A 14,454-nucleotide genomic window follows, 5' to 3' on the forward strand; every position below is an offset into this window, starting at 1 on the left:
GTATCCCTGACCAACCTACAAACACAAACCGGTCTCGCTTTAACCAGTCGTCGAGAACGTCAAACCACCCTCTTCTCGCGGGCGCGCGTCCAACTGCGATGGTCATTACAACAGATCTCCAAATTTTTATTATTACGGGTTTCCACTCACCATTTTAAAACCGACATTTGACTGCCTGCTTAAATGAGAGAGTGAACTGAGTTGTCAATTGTAGTTTACAATTTTTTACCAACTCTAATCAAATTCTATACAAAGTTCTCAGATTTTTCCAGTGTATTTTTTCTTTTCTTAACCGAATTTTAATTTTTTCTCGTCACCCACCTCCCCAGACTCCCCTCCACCACAAGCTAACGTTAGAATGAGTCGTGCAGTTCAATCTCATTCATGAAATGTTTACTATCGATTTAACCGTAAAGAACACAGCTTTCCCCATATCCATAGAACGTAAGACATCTGAGGATGCTGAGGCAGTTTATCAACTGATTGTGGCGGCGATGGAAACTGGCAGCCCTAACATTGTGGAACTCAAAAGCGAGGGGAAGACAGAAAAAAAAGTTGCTGTCCGCGCTAGTGAGATATCTGGAGTTCAACTGACTCAGAAAGAGGGCGCAGCGGCTGCGGGTGGTAGACCACCTGGTTTCTTCGCTGTAGCAGCTGAGTAATCAGCTGGTAAGATACACATGGCGGAACTGGGCATAGAAGTTAAAGATTTAAACTTTAGCTGGTCATCCGGAGAGAATGTGATTAAGTCTTGCTCTCTGGACATACCCAAGGGTGAATTTTGGATGCTCTTGGGTACAAATGGCAGTGGCAAATCCACCTTACTCAGACTTTTAGCAGGGCTATTAACCCCTCAGTCTGGGGACATTCAACTTTTACACCCTGTGGGCTTTGTCTTTCAAAATCCTGATCATCAACTCGTCATGCCAACAGTAGGTGCTGATGTGGCTTTTGGGCTGGTGGAAGAAAAACTTCCACCTGTTGCTGTGAAATCTCGCGTTCAGGAGGCGCTGGAGGCAGTCAATTTACTATCACTGCAAAAACGCCCGATTTATGCTTTGAGTGGTGGACAAAAACAACGGGTGGCGATCGCCGGCGCTTTAGCCCGTCGCTGTGAAGTCTTACTATTAGATGAACCTACTGCCTTACTTGATGCAGATAGCCAATTGGAACTAGTTGCTAGTGTCCGCCGCCTAGTCAAAAATCGTGGTATGACAGCTTTGTGGGTTACTCATCGCTTAGAGGAGTTAAATTACTGTGACGGCGCTTTGCTATTAGAAAAGGGTTCTTTATTAGATCAGGGTGAACCGCAGCGCCTCAAACAACGGCTGATGGAATTGCACGAAAAAACTCCTGAAACATAACAATCCAAGGGTGTAGGGGAAATTTTGCGAACGACAGGGGAGTTTTAAACTCCACTTAGGGTGCCATTCGGGCATATTTTCAACAATCAGTTATCAGTGAACAACTGATCACTGTTCACTGTGTACTGTTCCACTGTTTACCTGATTCGGAGAGAAGGCTCCCGCCATACTGTACTCAGTTGGCGGCAGTTGCGGACGACGGTCAAAACCGAGACGCACCTCAACCAATTTTCTGTGTAACAGAAACAGGGCGGGGTGCAGTCAAGGTTTTGACAATCTCTGTCTTCGCGGGAACAAGCAAGTTATTATCGCTGTCTTACCATACATAGATCGTGGTAAGATTGTCTGATGATAGTATACGAAGCCAAGTTGGAAGGAACAGATGACCAGTATCGCAAGCTCGATGAAGCTTTGCGGACTGGTTTGTTTGTTCGTAACGCTTGTCTTCGCTACTGGATGGACGGTCATGCCAAAACCAGAAATGACCTCTCGGCTTATTGCAAAGTTCTCTCTGACAATCCCGATTTCCCTTGGGTTAGGAAACTGAACTCGATGGCTCGTCAGGCTATGTCGGAAAGAACTTGGGCTGCGATATCTCGCTTTTTTGATAACTGTAAAGCGAAAAAACCAGGCAAAAAAGGCTACCCAAGATTTAAGCGTTTTCAGACCAACGTATCTGTGGAATATAAAACGACGGGATGGAAGGTCTCTGAAGATAGACGCTTTATCACTTTCACCGATGGCTTTGAAGCTGGTCAGTTTAAGTTGTGGGGAACCCGTGACCTGCACTTTTATCAAATTTCGCAGATCAAGCGAGTCAGAGTTGTGCGTCGTGCAGATGGATATTATGCTCAATTTTGTATTGACCATGACCGCAGAGAAAAACGGGAGCCTACTTTTAAGACTGTTGGCGTAGATGTTGGACTAAACCATTTCTACACCGACTCTGAAGGGCTAACAGTTGCGAACCCGCGTCATCTCCGTAAAAGTGAGAAGTCGTTGAAACGGTTGCAACGTCGTTTGTCTAAGACTCAAAAAGGTTCTAAAAATAGAGCTAGGTTTAGAAACAAACTGGCTCGTAAACACCTCAAGGTAAGTCGCCAGCGTAAAGACTTTGCTGTCAAGACGGCAAGGTGCGTAGTGATGTCTAACGACCTCGTGGCGTATGTTAGCGAAGCGGCGCGTCAGCGCGGACTTGAAGGTGCGGAATATGGTGAGGAACAGACATCTCGCCAAATCCATCTCTGATGCAGCGTGGACTCAGTTCCGTACATGGGTTGAGTACTTTGGTAAGGTATTTGGTGTAGTCACGGTTGCCGTTGCACCTCACTATACGAGCCAAAATTGCTCCAACTGCGGGAAGTTTGTCAAGAAGTCTTTGAGTACTAGGACGCATACTTGTCACCATTGCGGACATATCCAAGATAGAGACTGGAACGCTGCACGAAACATACTAGAAAAAGCATTAAGTACGGTGGGTCACATCGGAACTAACGCCTCTGGAGAGACTGACCAATACTTGGGTGATGCAAATCCTCCAAGCAAGTCAACTCGTGGAAAGAGGAAATCCAAAGAGCAATCCTTGGAATCCCCCGCTATACTCGGTACTCCGAGTTAGCGGTGGGAGGATGTCAATGATTTCATCAATTTCTCGCTACGCCCTTATATGTACTTTTCTTTTTGTAACATAGTGTTACAACCAATGCTTCATTTACTATAAATCATATGAATGAATTTTGTTAACTCTAGAAAATTGTGATTCAAAACCATGCCCCCTTCCTTACCCCGAGCCGTCTTGCTTGTGGACGGCTACAATATCATAGGCGCTTGGTCCTGCTTAAAAAGAACCCGTGATACTGCTGGATTAGAGGCAGCACGTTGCGAGTTGATTGAAGCTTTAACGAGCTACACTGCGTTTCAAGGTTATGAGACTCAAATTGTATTTGACGCTCAATATCAAAACACCTGTAGCAACAGAGAAATTATCACAGAGCTTCTATCGGTTCATTATACAGAGTTCGGGCAGACCGCAGACACTTACATTGAAAAAGTTTGTGCGTCTTTACGCTCCTCACTAGCCCAATCTCTTATTTCTCGCATGATTGTTGCCACATCAGACAGGGCACAGCAGTTGATGGTACTGGGGTATGGGGCTGAATGGATGTCAGCACAGCAACTGTGTTACGAGGTACAAGCCAGTGTTTGTCGGGTGCGGCAAAAGTATAAACAACGAAAACAGTCTAACACAAGGTTTTTAGCGAATTCTATCGACGCCAAGGCACGTCAGCGTTTAGCCCAATTGCGGATGGGATTATAGTATTAAGTTTTGAGCGTCTTGAGGCAGCCCTGCGTCGCTGAGCCATTAGCACTGCAATTATTCGTAAAATTCTTTTTCTCCTACTTTTTCTCTCCCAGCTTCTGTGCGCGGGCGAGTGTTTAAGACTCATCGTCGAGTGTTTAAGACTCATCGTCGAGTGTTTAAGACTCGCGTGAGAGTGTTTAAGACTCATCGTCGAGTGTTTAAGACTCGCGTGAGAGTGTTTAAGACTCATCGTCGAGTGTTTAAGACTCGCGTGAGAGTCCCAAGACTTGCAAATACTACTGTTTCGCGTCTCCCCAAAAATTTTTCCAAAAATTTTTCCAAAAGTACTTGCCAAATCCTTACTCTTAAGACTACTATAAGTAATCGCAGCGTTCCTCAGTAGCTCAGTGGTAGAGCGGTCGGCTGTTAACCGATTGGTCGCAGGTTCGAATCCTGCCTGGGGAGTTAAATAAAGGATAAAAAACAAACTATCCAAAAAACAACACAAATCTCACTGTAGACAATTTTGTGTTGGACTTTTGCCATTCCTAACGAGTTCAAACAAGTTAAGTTGTTTTTCAATTCTGTTAAGATAGGTTAAGTAAGAGGAGTCGGAACTCTGGTTGAGAGCTAAGATTCACGGATAGATATTTTATGATAAACAATAAATCCATCCTACCTGTACCGCCCTATACAGCGTTAATTTTCGATTGTGACGGTACCTTGGCAGATACCATACTTCTTCATTTTCAAACATGGGCGTCAGCTATGCGTCCTTTTGGGTTCGAGTTGACAAAAGAATGGTTCTATGAGCAAACTGGTTTATCTGCAACGGAACTCATCAAGACGATCAACGATACATTCAGCTATAAACTTGACCCAATATTAGTTACTAACAGTAAGGAAAAACTGTACAGAGAATTAATACATACAGTTAAAGAAATCCAAGCAGTAACGGATATTGTGCGAACACACCACAGAAAAATTCCAATGGCAGTTGCTTCAGGTAGCAACCGTTCTATAGTTGAAGCAACACTGAATGTCATTGGTTTGCTTACTTTCTTCGAGACAGTCGTAACCATAGATGATGTGGGACGAGGAAAACCATCTCCTGATATTTTTCTACTGGCTGCTGAGCGTTTGAAAGTTTCACCAGAAGATTGTATTATTTACGAGGATAGTAATGGGGGGTTAGAAGCTGCTCGTCGTGCCCGAATGCGTGCAATTGACATACGTGTTCTTTGGAATTCTTCTACTCTTGCCAGTTCGTAGCCCAATGCTTAGCGCGTTCAACAGCCTTTTGCCAAGTCGCGAAGTTTTCCAAAGCTTGATTTCTTCCAACACCGGGGACAAACACGCGGTCAATCTGTCGTTGCTGCACTAGCACCTCATCATTATCCCAAAATCCAGCAACAAGACCTGCCGCAAACGCGACACCTTGCGCTGTCATTTCGCGGATTGTAGGACGTTCAACTGGTATCCCTAACACATCTGCTTGGAATTGCATGAGAAAGTTGTTCTCACAAGCACCACCGTCCACGCTGAGTCGTTCTATAGAAATAGTATTGGATGCTTGAATTGCCTGCACAACTTCCTGAACCTGGTAAGCTAATGCCTCCAGTACAGCACGTATCAAATGCTCGCGTTGTACCATTGCGGTAATACCAAAAAATGCTCCTCTAGCACTCATATCCCAATGAGGCGCACCCAGCCCACTAAATGCAGGTACAAAGTAAACTCCAGCATTATCTGTGACTCGATTTGCTAGGACTTCAGTTTCAGCAGCAGTTGTGATGATTTCAAGGCGATCGCGCAACCATTTAATACAAGCTCCACTAGTGAATATACTACCTTCTAAGGCATAGCTCACATCTAAAGTTCCGCTTGCGTTTGCTTGAGTCCATGCTAAAGTACTCAAAAGTTGATGCTGGGAGCGCACGATTTGAGAACCAGTGTGAGCAACTAAAAAGCTTCCAGTGCCATAGGTACATTTCATCAATCCGGGAGAATGACAGCCATGTCCAAACAAAGCTGCTTGTTGGTCTCCTAAAATGGCAGTGATGGGAATTTCAACACCTAACAAGCTAGCATTGGTGACTCCAAATATTCCCAAGCTAGGCTGAATTTGGGGCAGGATATGAGCAGGTATCTTAAACAGACTCAGCAGTGTCTCATCCCACTCACAACTTCCCAGATTCATCAGCATTGTGCGGCTGGCGTTGCTGTGATCAGTGGCGTACACTTTTCCACCCGTTAAGTTCCACAGTACCCAGGTATCAATTGTCCCAGCTAAGATATTTTTGATATCAACGCCTGCAAGATGTTCTAAGAGCCATGACAGCTTTGTCGCTGAAAAATAAGCATCAACAATCAGTCCTGTGCGATCATAGATTTGATGAGCATATCCTTGCTCTTGTAATTGATGGCATAGAGGAGCAGTGCGTCGGTCTTGCCAGACAATCGCTTTATGGAGAGGTTGTCCTGTTATTTTATCCCAAATTAAGCAAGTTTCTCGCTGCACCGTCAGCCCAATAGCGACAATTTCATGAGGAGCAATCTGGGCATTTTGAATTGCAGTTTGCAAACTGCTGCAGGTTGCTTGCCAAATTTCCACAGGGTCATGTTCCAACCATCCAGGCTGAGGATAGTACTGTGTCAATTCTTGATATGCCTGACCAACAATCTTACCATCTGCGTTAAACACAAAGGCACGGTTACCTGTTGTACCCAAATCCAATGCTAGGATGTAGCCCGATTTTTGCATATAATCTTAAGATAATATTCCTGTGATAATAACTTAAACTCACGAGTGATACCGATTCTCTATAAACTTGCACTAAATAATTAAATCTCTCTTGTTGCTCTTTTCTTGGCGTTCTTGGCGTTCTTGGCTGTACCCTGCGGGAAGCCGCTGCGCGTCTACGTTTTAAAAATAAAGTGCATCTTCATGGAGAATTGGTATAACAACAAAGCTCCAGGGCGTAATGCACAAGGAGCTTCTGTATCAGTCTTGAAGGATGATTTTGCTTATCTTTCCCGACTGTTCCTATATTTAGGTTTATTTACCTTTCACCTTATGGTGTTTTTGTGGGTGTAGGTGTAGGTGAACCTAAAGGTGTAGGCGAGTTTGTGGGTTTTGGTGCCCCTGTGGTGGGAGATTTTTTAGTTGTTCCTCTGGTGCCAGATTTTGGTGTGTTTGTGGGGGCAGGTTTTGTGGTAGCAGGTTTAGCTGTACCTGTTGGTGTGGGAGTAGCTGTACCCGTTGGTTTGGGTGTTTGTGCTTCAACTATTGATGGAAAGGTGGCAACAGGTGTGGCGATCGCCACACCAAAAACAAGGGAGATTGCTATGGACTTAACAAGCTTACTCATCTTTACTAATCACTCCTCTTAACACTCTTGGTAAGTACTTATTACCAATTTTATCTCCCATGTCGTCATAAGAAACTAGTGTTACGATACCTTTTCAAGGTAACGTAAGGTAATCTCATAAATCCTTTTCTACTGATAACTAACTGAATAAGTAAGTCGCTCAAAATCAATACTGGCCGTTAAGACAGCAAAAATAAAGAAATTTCAAAATCTTAATTTTTCTGAAGATGCTTGTGTTTATTCATGCTTTTCTACTTATTACTATTTCCTTTTCATTATTTAATAAGTAGCTGTTTCAAACATGGTGTATATTTCCAAAAACTTAACAGTAGAAAAACAAGTCAGATTTGCCCTAACTATGCTAGTGATACGGGTAAAGTCTGTCCTCCGGACTTACGCCACAGGCATAAGGGTTAACAAGAATCCCACGGCTTTAAATGAAAACGTTAGGGCAAGAAGCCGTGCCGTAGGCAGCTAACGCCGTGTTTTCACGCGCCGTGGGAGTGTCAAAAGGGTACCTTTTTGCAATTAAGGACCACCAACACTAATACCAGAATAGCCATAAGATCTCGAATAGTTATAAGATCTAGAATAGTCTGAATAGTATGGTCTTGTGCTCATATTACTTACCCCCAAAAACTGGAGAGTTTCTGCTCCAGCGACTCCATCTGGACGAAAGCCAAGACTTGCCTGGAAGTTTCTAACTGCTCTCTCAGTTGAGGAATCATAATATCCAGTGACAGGAAGATTACCCAACGCTCTCTGAAGTTCTGCCACAGCTTCACCTCTGGAGCCTCTTCTCAAAGTAATACTACGCCTATAGCTGTCATTAGGATACGCATTAGGATACGGACGGTAAACTGTACTGCTAAAACTATCATTACGATACAGAGGATAATCTGTGGATGGTCTTCTGATGGTAATGCTTCCCAATCCAAGATAACTCAGAGTCTCTGCTCCAGCGACTCCATCTGGACGCAAGCCATTGTTTGCTTGGAAGTCCCTAACTGCTCTTTGAGTGACTGAACCATAGTATCCTGTGACTGAGACATTGCCCAAAGCTCTTTGAAGTTCTGCCACAGCCTCACCTCGGGAGCCTCTTTTAAGAGTAATATTACCACCAATGCCATAGTCAGGAGTATATTCTCTGGGAATGCGGCGAGAAGCATATTCCCTGTTGGCGTTCTTATTGATCCAATTCGCAGAAACGTAATTACCTGTAGACAACCGAGCAAATCCTTTCCTATATCCTACGACTCGTGGCAAGCGTGAGCCATTGGAGTTACATTTTACAGAGCGATGACAAGTACTAGGACCTGTGCGAACATTAAGACAGCTGCCGTTAGTCGTAACAACGTACCTACCCGGACCATTGTATGTTGCTTCAGCAACTCCTGCTTGAGTGAGAATTGCCAACAAGGTACTGATGCTCGTGAAAGTTAACCATGCAGATTTGAAATATTTTTGCCAACTGAATGTGAGTTTAAACTCAGGAAGATGGTATTCAGTATCTGCAGTGACCTTTGCATATGCACTATCCATAAGAGAATAAGCAAGATATTCCATAACATTCTCCTTTGTACTAAAAGTCGTTTGATTCTAATATTTGACTAGTATAAAAGTTTTCTGGCGTTGCTGAATCAGCGTATGAATTGTCATTCTGAGCGTAACGAAGTGAAGCGTTAGCGCAGCGTGTCCGCAGGACATAGAATCTCTGCAGATGCTTCATTTCGCTTCGCTACATTCAGCATGACAAAACTAGATTCATACTTCAAATCAGCAACGCCAGTTTTCTTTTAAAGATTGAGCTTTTTAATCTCTCCGTAAGCGCGATAGAAACCGCCATGCGATGATTCTCGAATTTCTTGCACCAAATACCGCACTCCTTTTTCCCGAATATTTTTAGGAAACTGCACCATCCAATCAGGATGATAACCCGGAGAAACTACCCGTACCCGCAGCTTGCTACCGTCCTGGAAGCACTCTACTATCACTCCCTGGCTGGTATCAGAGGTCGTTTCTAATTCTAAGCTGGAAACAGGAGTTCCACTGATTTGAGGTGCTTTGATATTTACAGTTTGAGGCAATTCACCTAAGTGGGCTGCCTTAATTGCTGCCTCACTGGCGTCAATACAAGCTAGTGCTCCTTGAGTGGTTACAATATAAAGGCGTTCACCAAACAACTGCATAGATAAGGCAGAACCATACCCTGTGCTCAGTTTCCAAAGCCTATCTCCTGTTTGGGTGAAGCAATAAATCGATGAGGAACTATCTCCCGCAAAGACATACTTGCCTTTTTCTGCTGTGGCACAGGAATACACAAAGTCATCACAACGATACACAGCTAACGCCTCACCTTGTTTGCTAAAGCAATGGACTTTTTTAGCACTAGTACCAGCATAAACTTTATCAGCCTCTTGCCAGCCAAACAATACCGTTCCATCAGTAGGTTGATGCCAGACTTGTTTGCCAAACTCTAAATCATACATCGTTACCCCAGCACCATGACCGTGGTAAAATCCTGCTACATCAGCACGAATCATCCACCCTGATCTACCTTGACTTAATCGCGTCCATTGAGATTCGCCTTCTGGGTCAATCTTAACAACAGCCCCTTGTGCATCGGAAACCCCCAAAATACCGTCATAGATGTCTAACCAGAAAATATCAATGTTCTCATCAATTTCATAAGCTAATCTAGGTAATTTCCCACTCAAATCGTAAACGTTGCCGTCATCACAACCGACATAAATCCAGACATCATCAGCCACAATACACTTGACACCATCAGGTAGTTGAAACTGATTCAATACCTCACCTTGATGATTCAACTTAAAGACCTGTCCGTTTTGATTACCTACCCAACAGTGGTTTATATCTATAAAAATACCAAAAGCAGCCGAACCAGAGTCAAATTTCCATAAAATAGGAGAACGCTGAGCGGTAGAAGGTGAACTGGTTACCTGACGACGCGTGAGAGGTCGTTTTTTTCGCACCCCCATGACTGCTTGTTCATATCCCTTGCGTAACTTTTCGTTAATTTTCTTATCAGCTTCTGCTTTTGCTTTTTCAGGTGTAGGATAGCTCTTAGTCTGAGTTTGTCCTGGATCGCCAATACGACCATAACGGATTTTTACTTCCACACCATCAACGATGACTTCATAAAACTTATGAGAACCGCCTTCTACCTCGGAAAGTTCCAGATAAGTTGTTTGGGCAGCCATTATTAAACTCCTTTCATATTAACCTTATTTTTATCAGTGTTTATGTAGTTCTCCTTTAGACTTTCACCGATATGAATAAAAAATTGCTATGAAAAAAATAATAGCGATCAGCCTCTGGCTTAACGATTTGCGTATCGCAAACCAGCTTCAAAAGAGAATCGCCGATGATTGAAGTGCAGAAGTCCCTGAATTTTATTCATGAGGGTGAAGCCCGTAGTTAACAACAATTGCTACAACGGGTAGACTCCCATTGTAGCAACTGACTTTAGGTTTTCCAAATTCAAGCAACTGCCGCGTGGAAACGGAGTTATGAAAGACCACTGATAAATGCTAAACGTTTGAGGATAATGAAGACCTGTGGGACTCGTTAAATCAGGCTCAATTTTTGGTTCAATTTAACGGCTTGTTGGTCTTTTGCACTGTTGCAAGCAGAGATTTGTTTTAAGTTACGCCAATATAGCCAACAATCCTACGACTTCAAGCCGTGAGTGTGTCAACTGTTAATATACTCCCAAAGCAGAGAGTGTTTGTGGTCCAGCAACTCCATCCACAAGTAAACCATTATTTGCTTGATAGTTGCGGACTGCATTTGCTGTCACTGAACCGTAGTATGCAGTCGGTGTGATTCCCAGAGTTCTTTGCAGTTTAGCAACAGCAGAACCTTGAGAGCCTACACTCAAAGTGTAAGGACCACCAACACCAGGACCAGGATTGTACCCTTTACCAGGTTTGTTGCTAATCCAATTTGCACCAACGTAATAACCATTGGATAGCTTAGCAAATCCATTGCTGTATCCTACGACTCGTGGAAGTCGTGAGCCATTACGGTAAGATGCAACAGAAGCATAAGATGAGCCAGGACCTTTGCGGACTAAGAGGTCACTGCCTTTTGTCTGAACATAATAGTTGTTTCCGGGACCGTAGTAAGCGGCTGTTGCTGTTTGAGCTGGAGCTAAAATCGCTAACAACGCACCGATGCTCGCGAAAATTAACCACGCAGATTTGAAATTTCTGTTCCAGTTGAATTTCACTTGAAATTCTGGCACTTGAAATTCTGGCACTTGAAATTCTGGAACGCTGAATTCTGTATCTTTCGTCGCCTCTGCGTAGGCGCTATCCATGAGAGAATAAGCAAGATATTCCACAGTCAGCTCCTTAATACTGAAAAATTCACAAATGCAGGTTTGACTTCGCTTTCTGGTGAATTTTGTCTAATGTAACCTAGACTACGCTTTATCGTAAAGGATTTTTACCTAGAACATAATTAAGAAAACATAATTTTTATAAAAAATATCCGGAAGAATGCGTTCACTGCTTGTTACATAAGCTCTGCCAATTGTTCTTGAAAATACGATGCGATTATGTGGAGCGCACAACGCCAAGCGTCGCACCAATCGCAATTTATAAGTAGGTCAAGATTGAAAAACGTAAAATACAATTTTGGCGATTACTACCCTGCGGGAAGCCCCCTCCGGGGTCTACGCTTCACTCCGTTTCACTCGTAATGACATTTTACGCTTAATTAGGTTGACCTACTTAGTATTTGCAACAGTAAAGCAGCCAACTTATTTTGTAAACTGCTTTGAAGTGGAAAAAGTATCCGAGCGTACTTGTTGACCATTTCGCCAAACTTCTACCTTGTCAGAACTAACAACATAGGAAAAACTACCATTGTCTGCTTGATACTGAGAACTGCCAACACTCCTAGCAGGAAGGCGTACAGGATGGCTTGGGTCTTGCTTTAATTGCCCAATATAAAACAACTGACCATTCTCCTGACAGACTTTCACAAAAATATTTGCTGTTTCGCCTTCAATCACTGTAGTACCATTGCATTTAGTATCAGCCATCACAGACCCAACAGCCACTGGAATTGGTTGCACAGGTGAGACTTGGTTGATTTCGTGATTTGCTTGAGAAGCGACAGTTGTAGGACTTGTCATGTTTTGTTGTGGGATTTTTCCTGCAATCAAAGATGGTAATGTCGTCATGGGGTCAACAGCAAAACGCTGATTTCTACGCACTTCAAAGTGTAGGTGAGGTGCTGTACTATTACCTGTCGATCCCATTTCTGCAATGACTTGTCCTTGGCTCACCTGTTGACTTTGTTTTACTAAAAGGCGGCTATTGTGACCGTAAACTGTAATACTTTCATCAGGATGCTTAAGAACTACAGCATTTCCTAATCCCCATTCGTTCCAACCTGCTTTAACTACTGTACCAGATGCGGCAGCAACAATAGGAGTTCCAGATGCTCCTGCGATGTCAATTCCTTCATGTTGATATTTGCGAAAACCCTGAGAAACTATTCCCTGAGTGGGCCAAACTAAGTTAGAAAGAAGAGATTTTTGTGGAGTGTTAGAACTTTTTGCTGTCTGAGTTAAAACCTGTGTATTTGTATTTAGGACAGTAAGGAAAGACGTTAATCCGATCAAGTTATACGTACAGATTTGAGCGATGGTAACTTTTTTCATCAGTTAGAGCTTGTAAAAAATGGTTCAGGATGTCTTGAGTTATTTGCTGTTACAGTCTTAAGTCAACTACATCAGGAGTGTCAGCATAGAAAAACCCTCATTCCGGCTGACGATACCCTTCTCGTAGTTAGGAGAGGGGTTAAGGGGAGGATGAATATTGTGATGGTGTCAAAATTAGCCGGACAGTTTGTAACTATGGGGAAATATGACCGACGCGGTGAGGAGACAAAGCGCAAGGTGATGGAGAAATTGGATATTGCTTACACCAAGCATCATGAATGATATTGTTATTTATACAAGTTCCAAGTATTTTGAATTTCCAAAGCCATTTCTTGCCGCAAGTCCCAAGGTAGTAGAACTTCCACTTTGGAACCCAAAGCTCGTAACCATCTAACAACGTAGTAGTCTGTAACTCGGTAATAGACTTGGTAGTAGGCGTCGGTATGTGGACGGGATTGGAGAATTTCTAAAATAGCCTGTCGTTGTTCTGGGTTAGGTGTGTATTGTTTGATTAATGTTGCTGCTGTTTCGCAATTAATAGCGGTAAATTTATCGTGAATACTGATTCCTTTTATGTAAGAGTAATGAAAATCTTGTTCAAACCGCAATACCATTAGTGCTTTATCTTTATAAAAATCACAACCCCAAGCTTCTTGTAATTTAGCATTAACTGTTTTTTGAGTTGGAAGTCGATTATATTCATATTTTTCTCTTAATAATTGCGGTACGCGAGTGTCTTTCCAATTTAATCTTTCTAGACGTTGACAAATAATCCTGTCTAAGCGATATTTATACCAGTTAATATCACCTTTTGGAGTACTGCCATAGGCACACAAGTATTTAGCGCGTTCCATAAAGTAAATGCAAACTGGATAAACAACACATTCCTTAATCTGATTTTGATGGGCGCTGTGATAAGTTAACAACAGAGGTGGAATTTGTCCTGAGTCCCAAAGAGACTGCAATTCACTTTGGATTTCATCCACTGCATCTTGTGTAGGACTGGATTCTGGCACGACATAATCAACGTATAAAAAAACGCGATGAATATCTTCATCAACTTCATCTTCTGAAATTTCTTGAGCCAGCAAAGGTAAACTAGGGTCAAGAAAACTAAACATACCTAAAGTTCCAGTTAAATAAGCTTGTTTTTTAATACTTAAAGTTGTTTCATAACCAAGATTTTCTGATTGACTGGAAATTGGCAATCTTTCTACTCGGCGGTAATATTTGCTTCTACCAGTGACATTATTTACTCGTTGCAAGCAGTTTCGCTTAACTAATAAATCTAAATCGCTTTGAAGTGATTTGCGAACTTGAGCAAATAACCGTTCTTCCAGGAGATTTTCTAGGTCAGAATTCGATAAAGGTATTTGTTTTTGCAGAGAATTACGCCATTCATCTATAGGCACTTCCAATTCTAATAACCATTGTCCGGTTGTTTTAATACAAGCACAGTTGGGGTCTTGATGGTTGAGGATGTCTGCTTGCTTTTCATCCTTGTGAGTCTCAGTAAAGAAAGCTTGACGCCAATCAGTGTACGTAAAGTGGTCGCCAAGAGCAGTGTGTCCTATATCACTGTAGAGCCAAGATAACAATGCCCACAGCCGTATAGCGCGAGTAAGATTATGAGTTTGGTTTAGAAAGCCATTGGCTAGCTGTTGTAAAAGTTTGGGATGCGGGGGATTGGTGAATAGTGTATTCACGGTTGGTTAAGGT

General features: G+C 42.8%; 12 protein-coding genes, 1 tRNA gene and 1 pseudogene. 8 read left to right on the forward strand and 6 right to left on the reverse strand.

Annotated elements, in window-relative coordinates:
• Positions 1-389 precede the first annotated feature (389 nt).
• The 6 genes and pseudogenes from DP117_RS18435 (at position 390) to DP117_RS18460 (ending at position 4,938) form a co-directional block, all read left to right on the forward strand.
• Positions 390-662 carry a hypothetical protein gene (locus DP117_RS18435; protein WP_169219806.1) on the forward strand — a complete coding sequence of 91 codons (273 nt, stop codon included), beginning with the start codon at positions 390-392 and terminating at the stop codon, positions 660-662.
• Positions 663-680: 18 nt separating this feature from the next.
• Complete coding sequence (locus DP117_RS18440) at positions 681-1,364, forward strand: ABC transporter ATP-binding protein (RefSeq protein WP_169219739.1); 684 nt, start codon at positions 681-683, stop codon at positions 1,362-1,364.
• A gap of 348 nt (positions 1,365-1,712) precedes the next feature.
• A pseudogene (locus DP117_RS18445) lies at positions 1,713-2,982 on the forward strand (transposase).
• Between the two features lie 150 nt (positions 2,983-3,132).
• Entirely contained in the window at positions 3,133-3,681 is a 549-nt protein-coding gene (locus DP117_RS18450; protein WP_169219740.1) for an NYN domain-containing protein, read from the forward strand.
• 378 nt (positions 3,682-4,059) lie between these two features.
• Positions 4,060-4,131, forward strand: a tRNA-Asn gene (locus tag DP117_RS18455).
• A 189-nt stretch (positions 4,132-4,320) separates the two neighbouring features.
• Positions 4,321-4,938: an HAD family phosphatase gene (locus DP117_RS18460; protein ID WP_169219741.1), complete on the forward strand. Its 618-nt coding sequence runs from the start codon at positions 4,321-4,323 to the stop codon at positions 4,936-4,938.
• Here the strand turns inward: DP117_RS18460 and glpK are convergent.
• A complete protein-coding gene (gene glpK / locus DP117_RS18465; protein ID WP_169219742.1) occupies positions 4,919-6,430 on the reverse strand; it encodes a glycerol kinase GlpK in 1,512 nt (503 codons plus the stop codon). The two genes, DP117_RS18460 and glpK, sit on opposite strands and share 20 nt — an antisense overlap.
• Positions 6,431-6,753: 323 nt before the next feature.
• Here glpK and DP117_RS18470 point away from each other — a divergent pair, with 323 nt between their 5' ends.
• Positions 6,754-7,059, forward strand: coding sequence for a hypothetical protein (locus tag DP117_RS18470; RefSeq protein WP_169219738.1), 306 nt, complete (start codon positions 6,754-6,756; stop codon positions 7,057-7,059).
• A gap of 506 nt (positions 7,060-7,565) precedes the next feature.
• On the opposite strand, the gene DP117_RS18480 is transcribed toward DP117_RS18470, so the two are convergent.
• The 4 genes from DP117_RS18480 to DP117_RS18495 form a co-directional block, all read right to left on the reverse strand.
• The gene (locus DP117_RS18480) at positions 7,566-8,603 is read right to left on the reverse strand and encodes a peptidoglycan-binding protein (RefSeq protein ID WP_169219743.1); all 1,038 of its coding nucleotides are present in this window, start codon (positions 8,601-8,603) and stop codon (positions 7,566-7,568) included.
• Positions 8,604-8,833: 230 nt separating this feature from the next.
• The gene (locus DP117_RS18485; protein WP_169219744.1) at positions 8,834-10,261 is read right to left on the reverse strand and encodes a WGR domain-containing protein; all 1,428 of its coding nucleotides are present in this window, start codon (positions 10,259-10,261) and stop codon (positions 8,834-8,836) included.
• Between the two features lie 500 nt (positions 10,262-10,761).
• Positions 10,762-11,406 carry a peptidoglycan-binding domain-containing protein gene (locus DP117_RS18490; protein ID WP_169219745.1) on the reverse strand — a complete coding sequence of 215 codons (645 nt, stop codon included), beginning with the start codon at positions 11,404-11,406 and terminating at the stop codon, positions 10,762-10,764.
• Positions 11,407-11,826: 420 nt separating this feature from the next.
• Positions 11,827-12,735, reverse strand: a complete 909-nt coding sequence (locus DP117_RS18495; RefSeq protein ID WP_169219746.1) for a M23 family metallopeptidase — start codon at positions 12,733-12,735, stop codon at positions 11,827-11,829.
• 159 nt (positions 12,736-12,894) lie between these two features.
• Between DP117_RS18495 and DP117_RS37010 the strand changes: the two genes are divergently transcribed.
• Positions 12,895-13,017, forward strand: coding sequence for a hypothetical protein (locus DP117_RS37010; RefSeq protein WP_282440302.1), 123 nt, complete (start codon positions 12,895-12,897; stop codon positions 13,015-13,017).
• A gap of 5 nt (positions 13,018-13,022) precedes the next feature.
• On the opposite strand, the gene DP117_RS37265 is transcribed toward DP117_RS37010, so the two are convergent.
• A complete protein-coding gene (locus tag DP117_RS37265; protein WP_169219747.1) occupies positions 13,023-14,441 on the reverse strand; it encodes a TIGR03985 family CRISPR-associated protein in 1,419 nt (472 codons plus the stop codon).
• Between the last annotated feature and the right edge of the window lie 13 nt (positions 14,442-14,454).

Source organism: Brasilonema sp. UFV-L1, assembly GCF_012912105.1.
In the GTDB taxonomy this organism is placed as follows: domain Bacteria; phylum Cyanobacteriota; class Cyanobacteriia; order Cyanobacteriales; family Nostocaceae; genus Brasilonema.

Excerpts from the sequence above, each read along its gene's own strand:
- glpK (WP_169219742.1), bottom strand. The coding sequence starts at position 6,430 with ATGCAAAAATCGGGCTACATCCTAGCATTGGATTTGGGTACAACAGGT.
- DP117_RS18480 (WP_169219743.1), bottom strand. The coding sequence starts at position 8,603 with ATGGAATATCTTGCTTATTCTCTTATGGATAGTGCATATGCAAAGGTC.
- DP117_RS18495 (WP_169219746.1), bottom strand. The coding sequence starts at position 12,735 with ATGAAAAAAGTTACCATCGCTCAAATCTGTACGTATAACTTGATCGGA.
- DP117_RS18435 (WP_169219806.1), top strand. The coding sequence starts at position 390 with ATGTTTACTATCGATTTAACCGTAAAGAACACAGCTTTCCCCATATCC.
- DP117_RS18440 (WP_169219739.1), top strand. The coding sequence starts at position 681 with ATGGCGGAACTGGGCATAGAAGTTAAAGATTTAAACTTTAGCTGGTCA.
- DP117_RS18460 (WP_169219741.1), top strand. The coding sequence starts at position 4,321 with ATGATAAACAATAAATCCATCCTACCTGTACCGCCCTATACAGCGTTA.
- DP117_RS18450 (WP_169219740.1), top strand. The coding sequence starts at position 3,133 with ATGCCCCCTTCCTTACCCCGAGCCGTCTTGCTTGTGGACGGCTACAAT.
- DP117_RS18485 (WP_169219744.1), bottom strand. The coding sequence starts at position 10,261 with ATGGCTGCCCAAACAACTTATCTGGAACTTTCCGAGGTAGAAGGCGGT.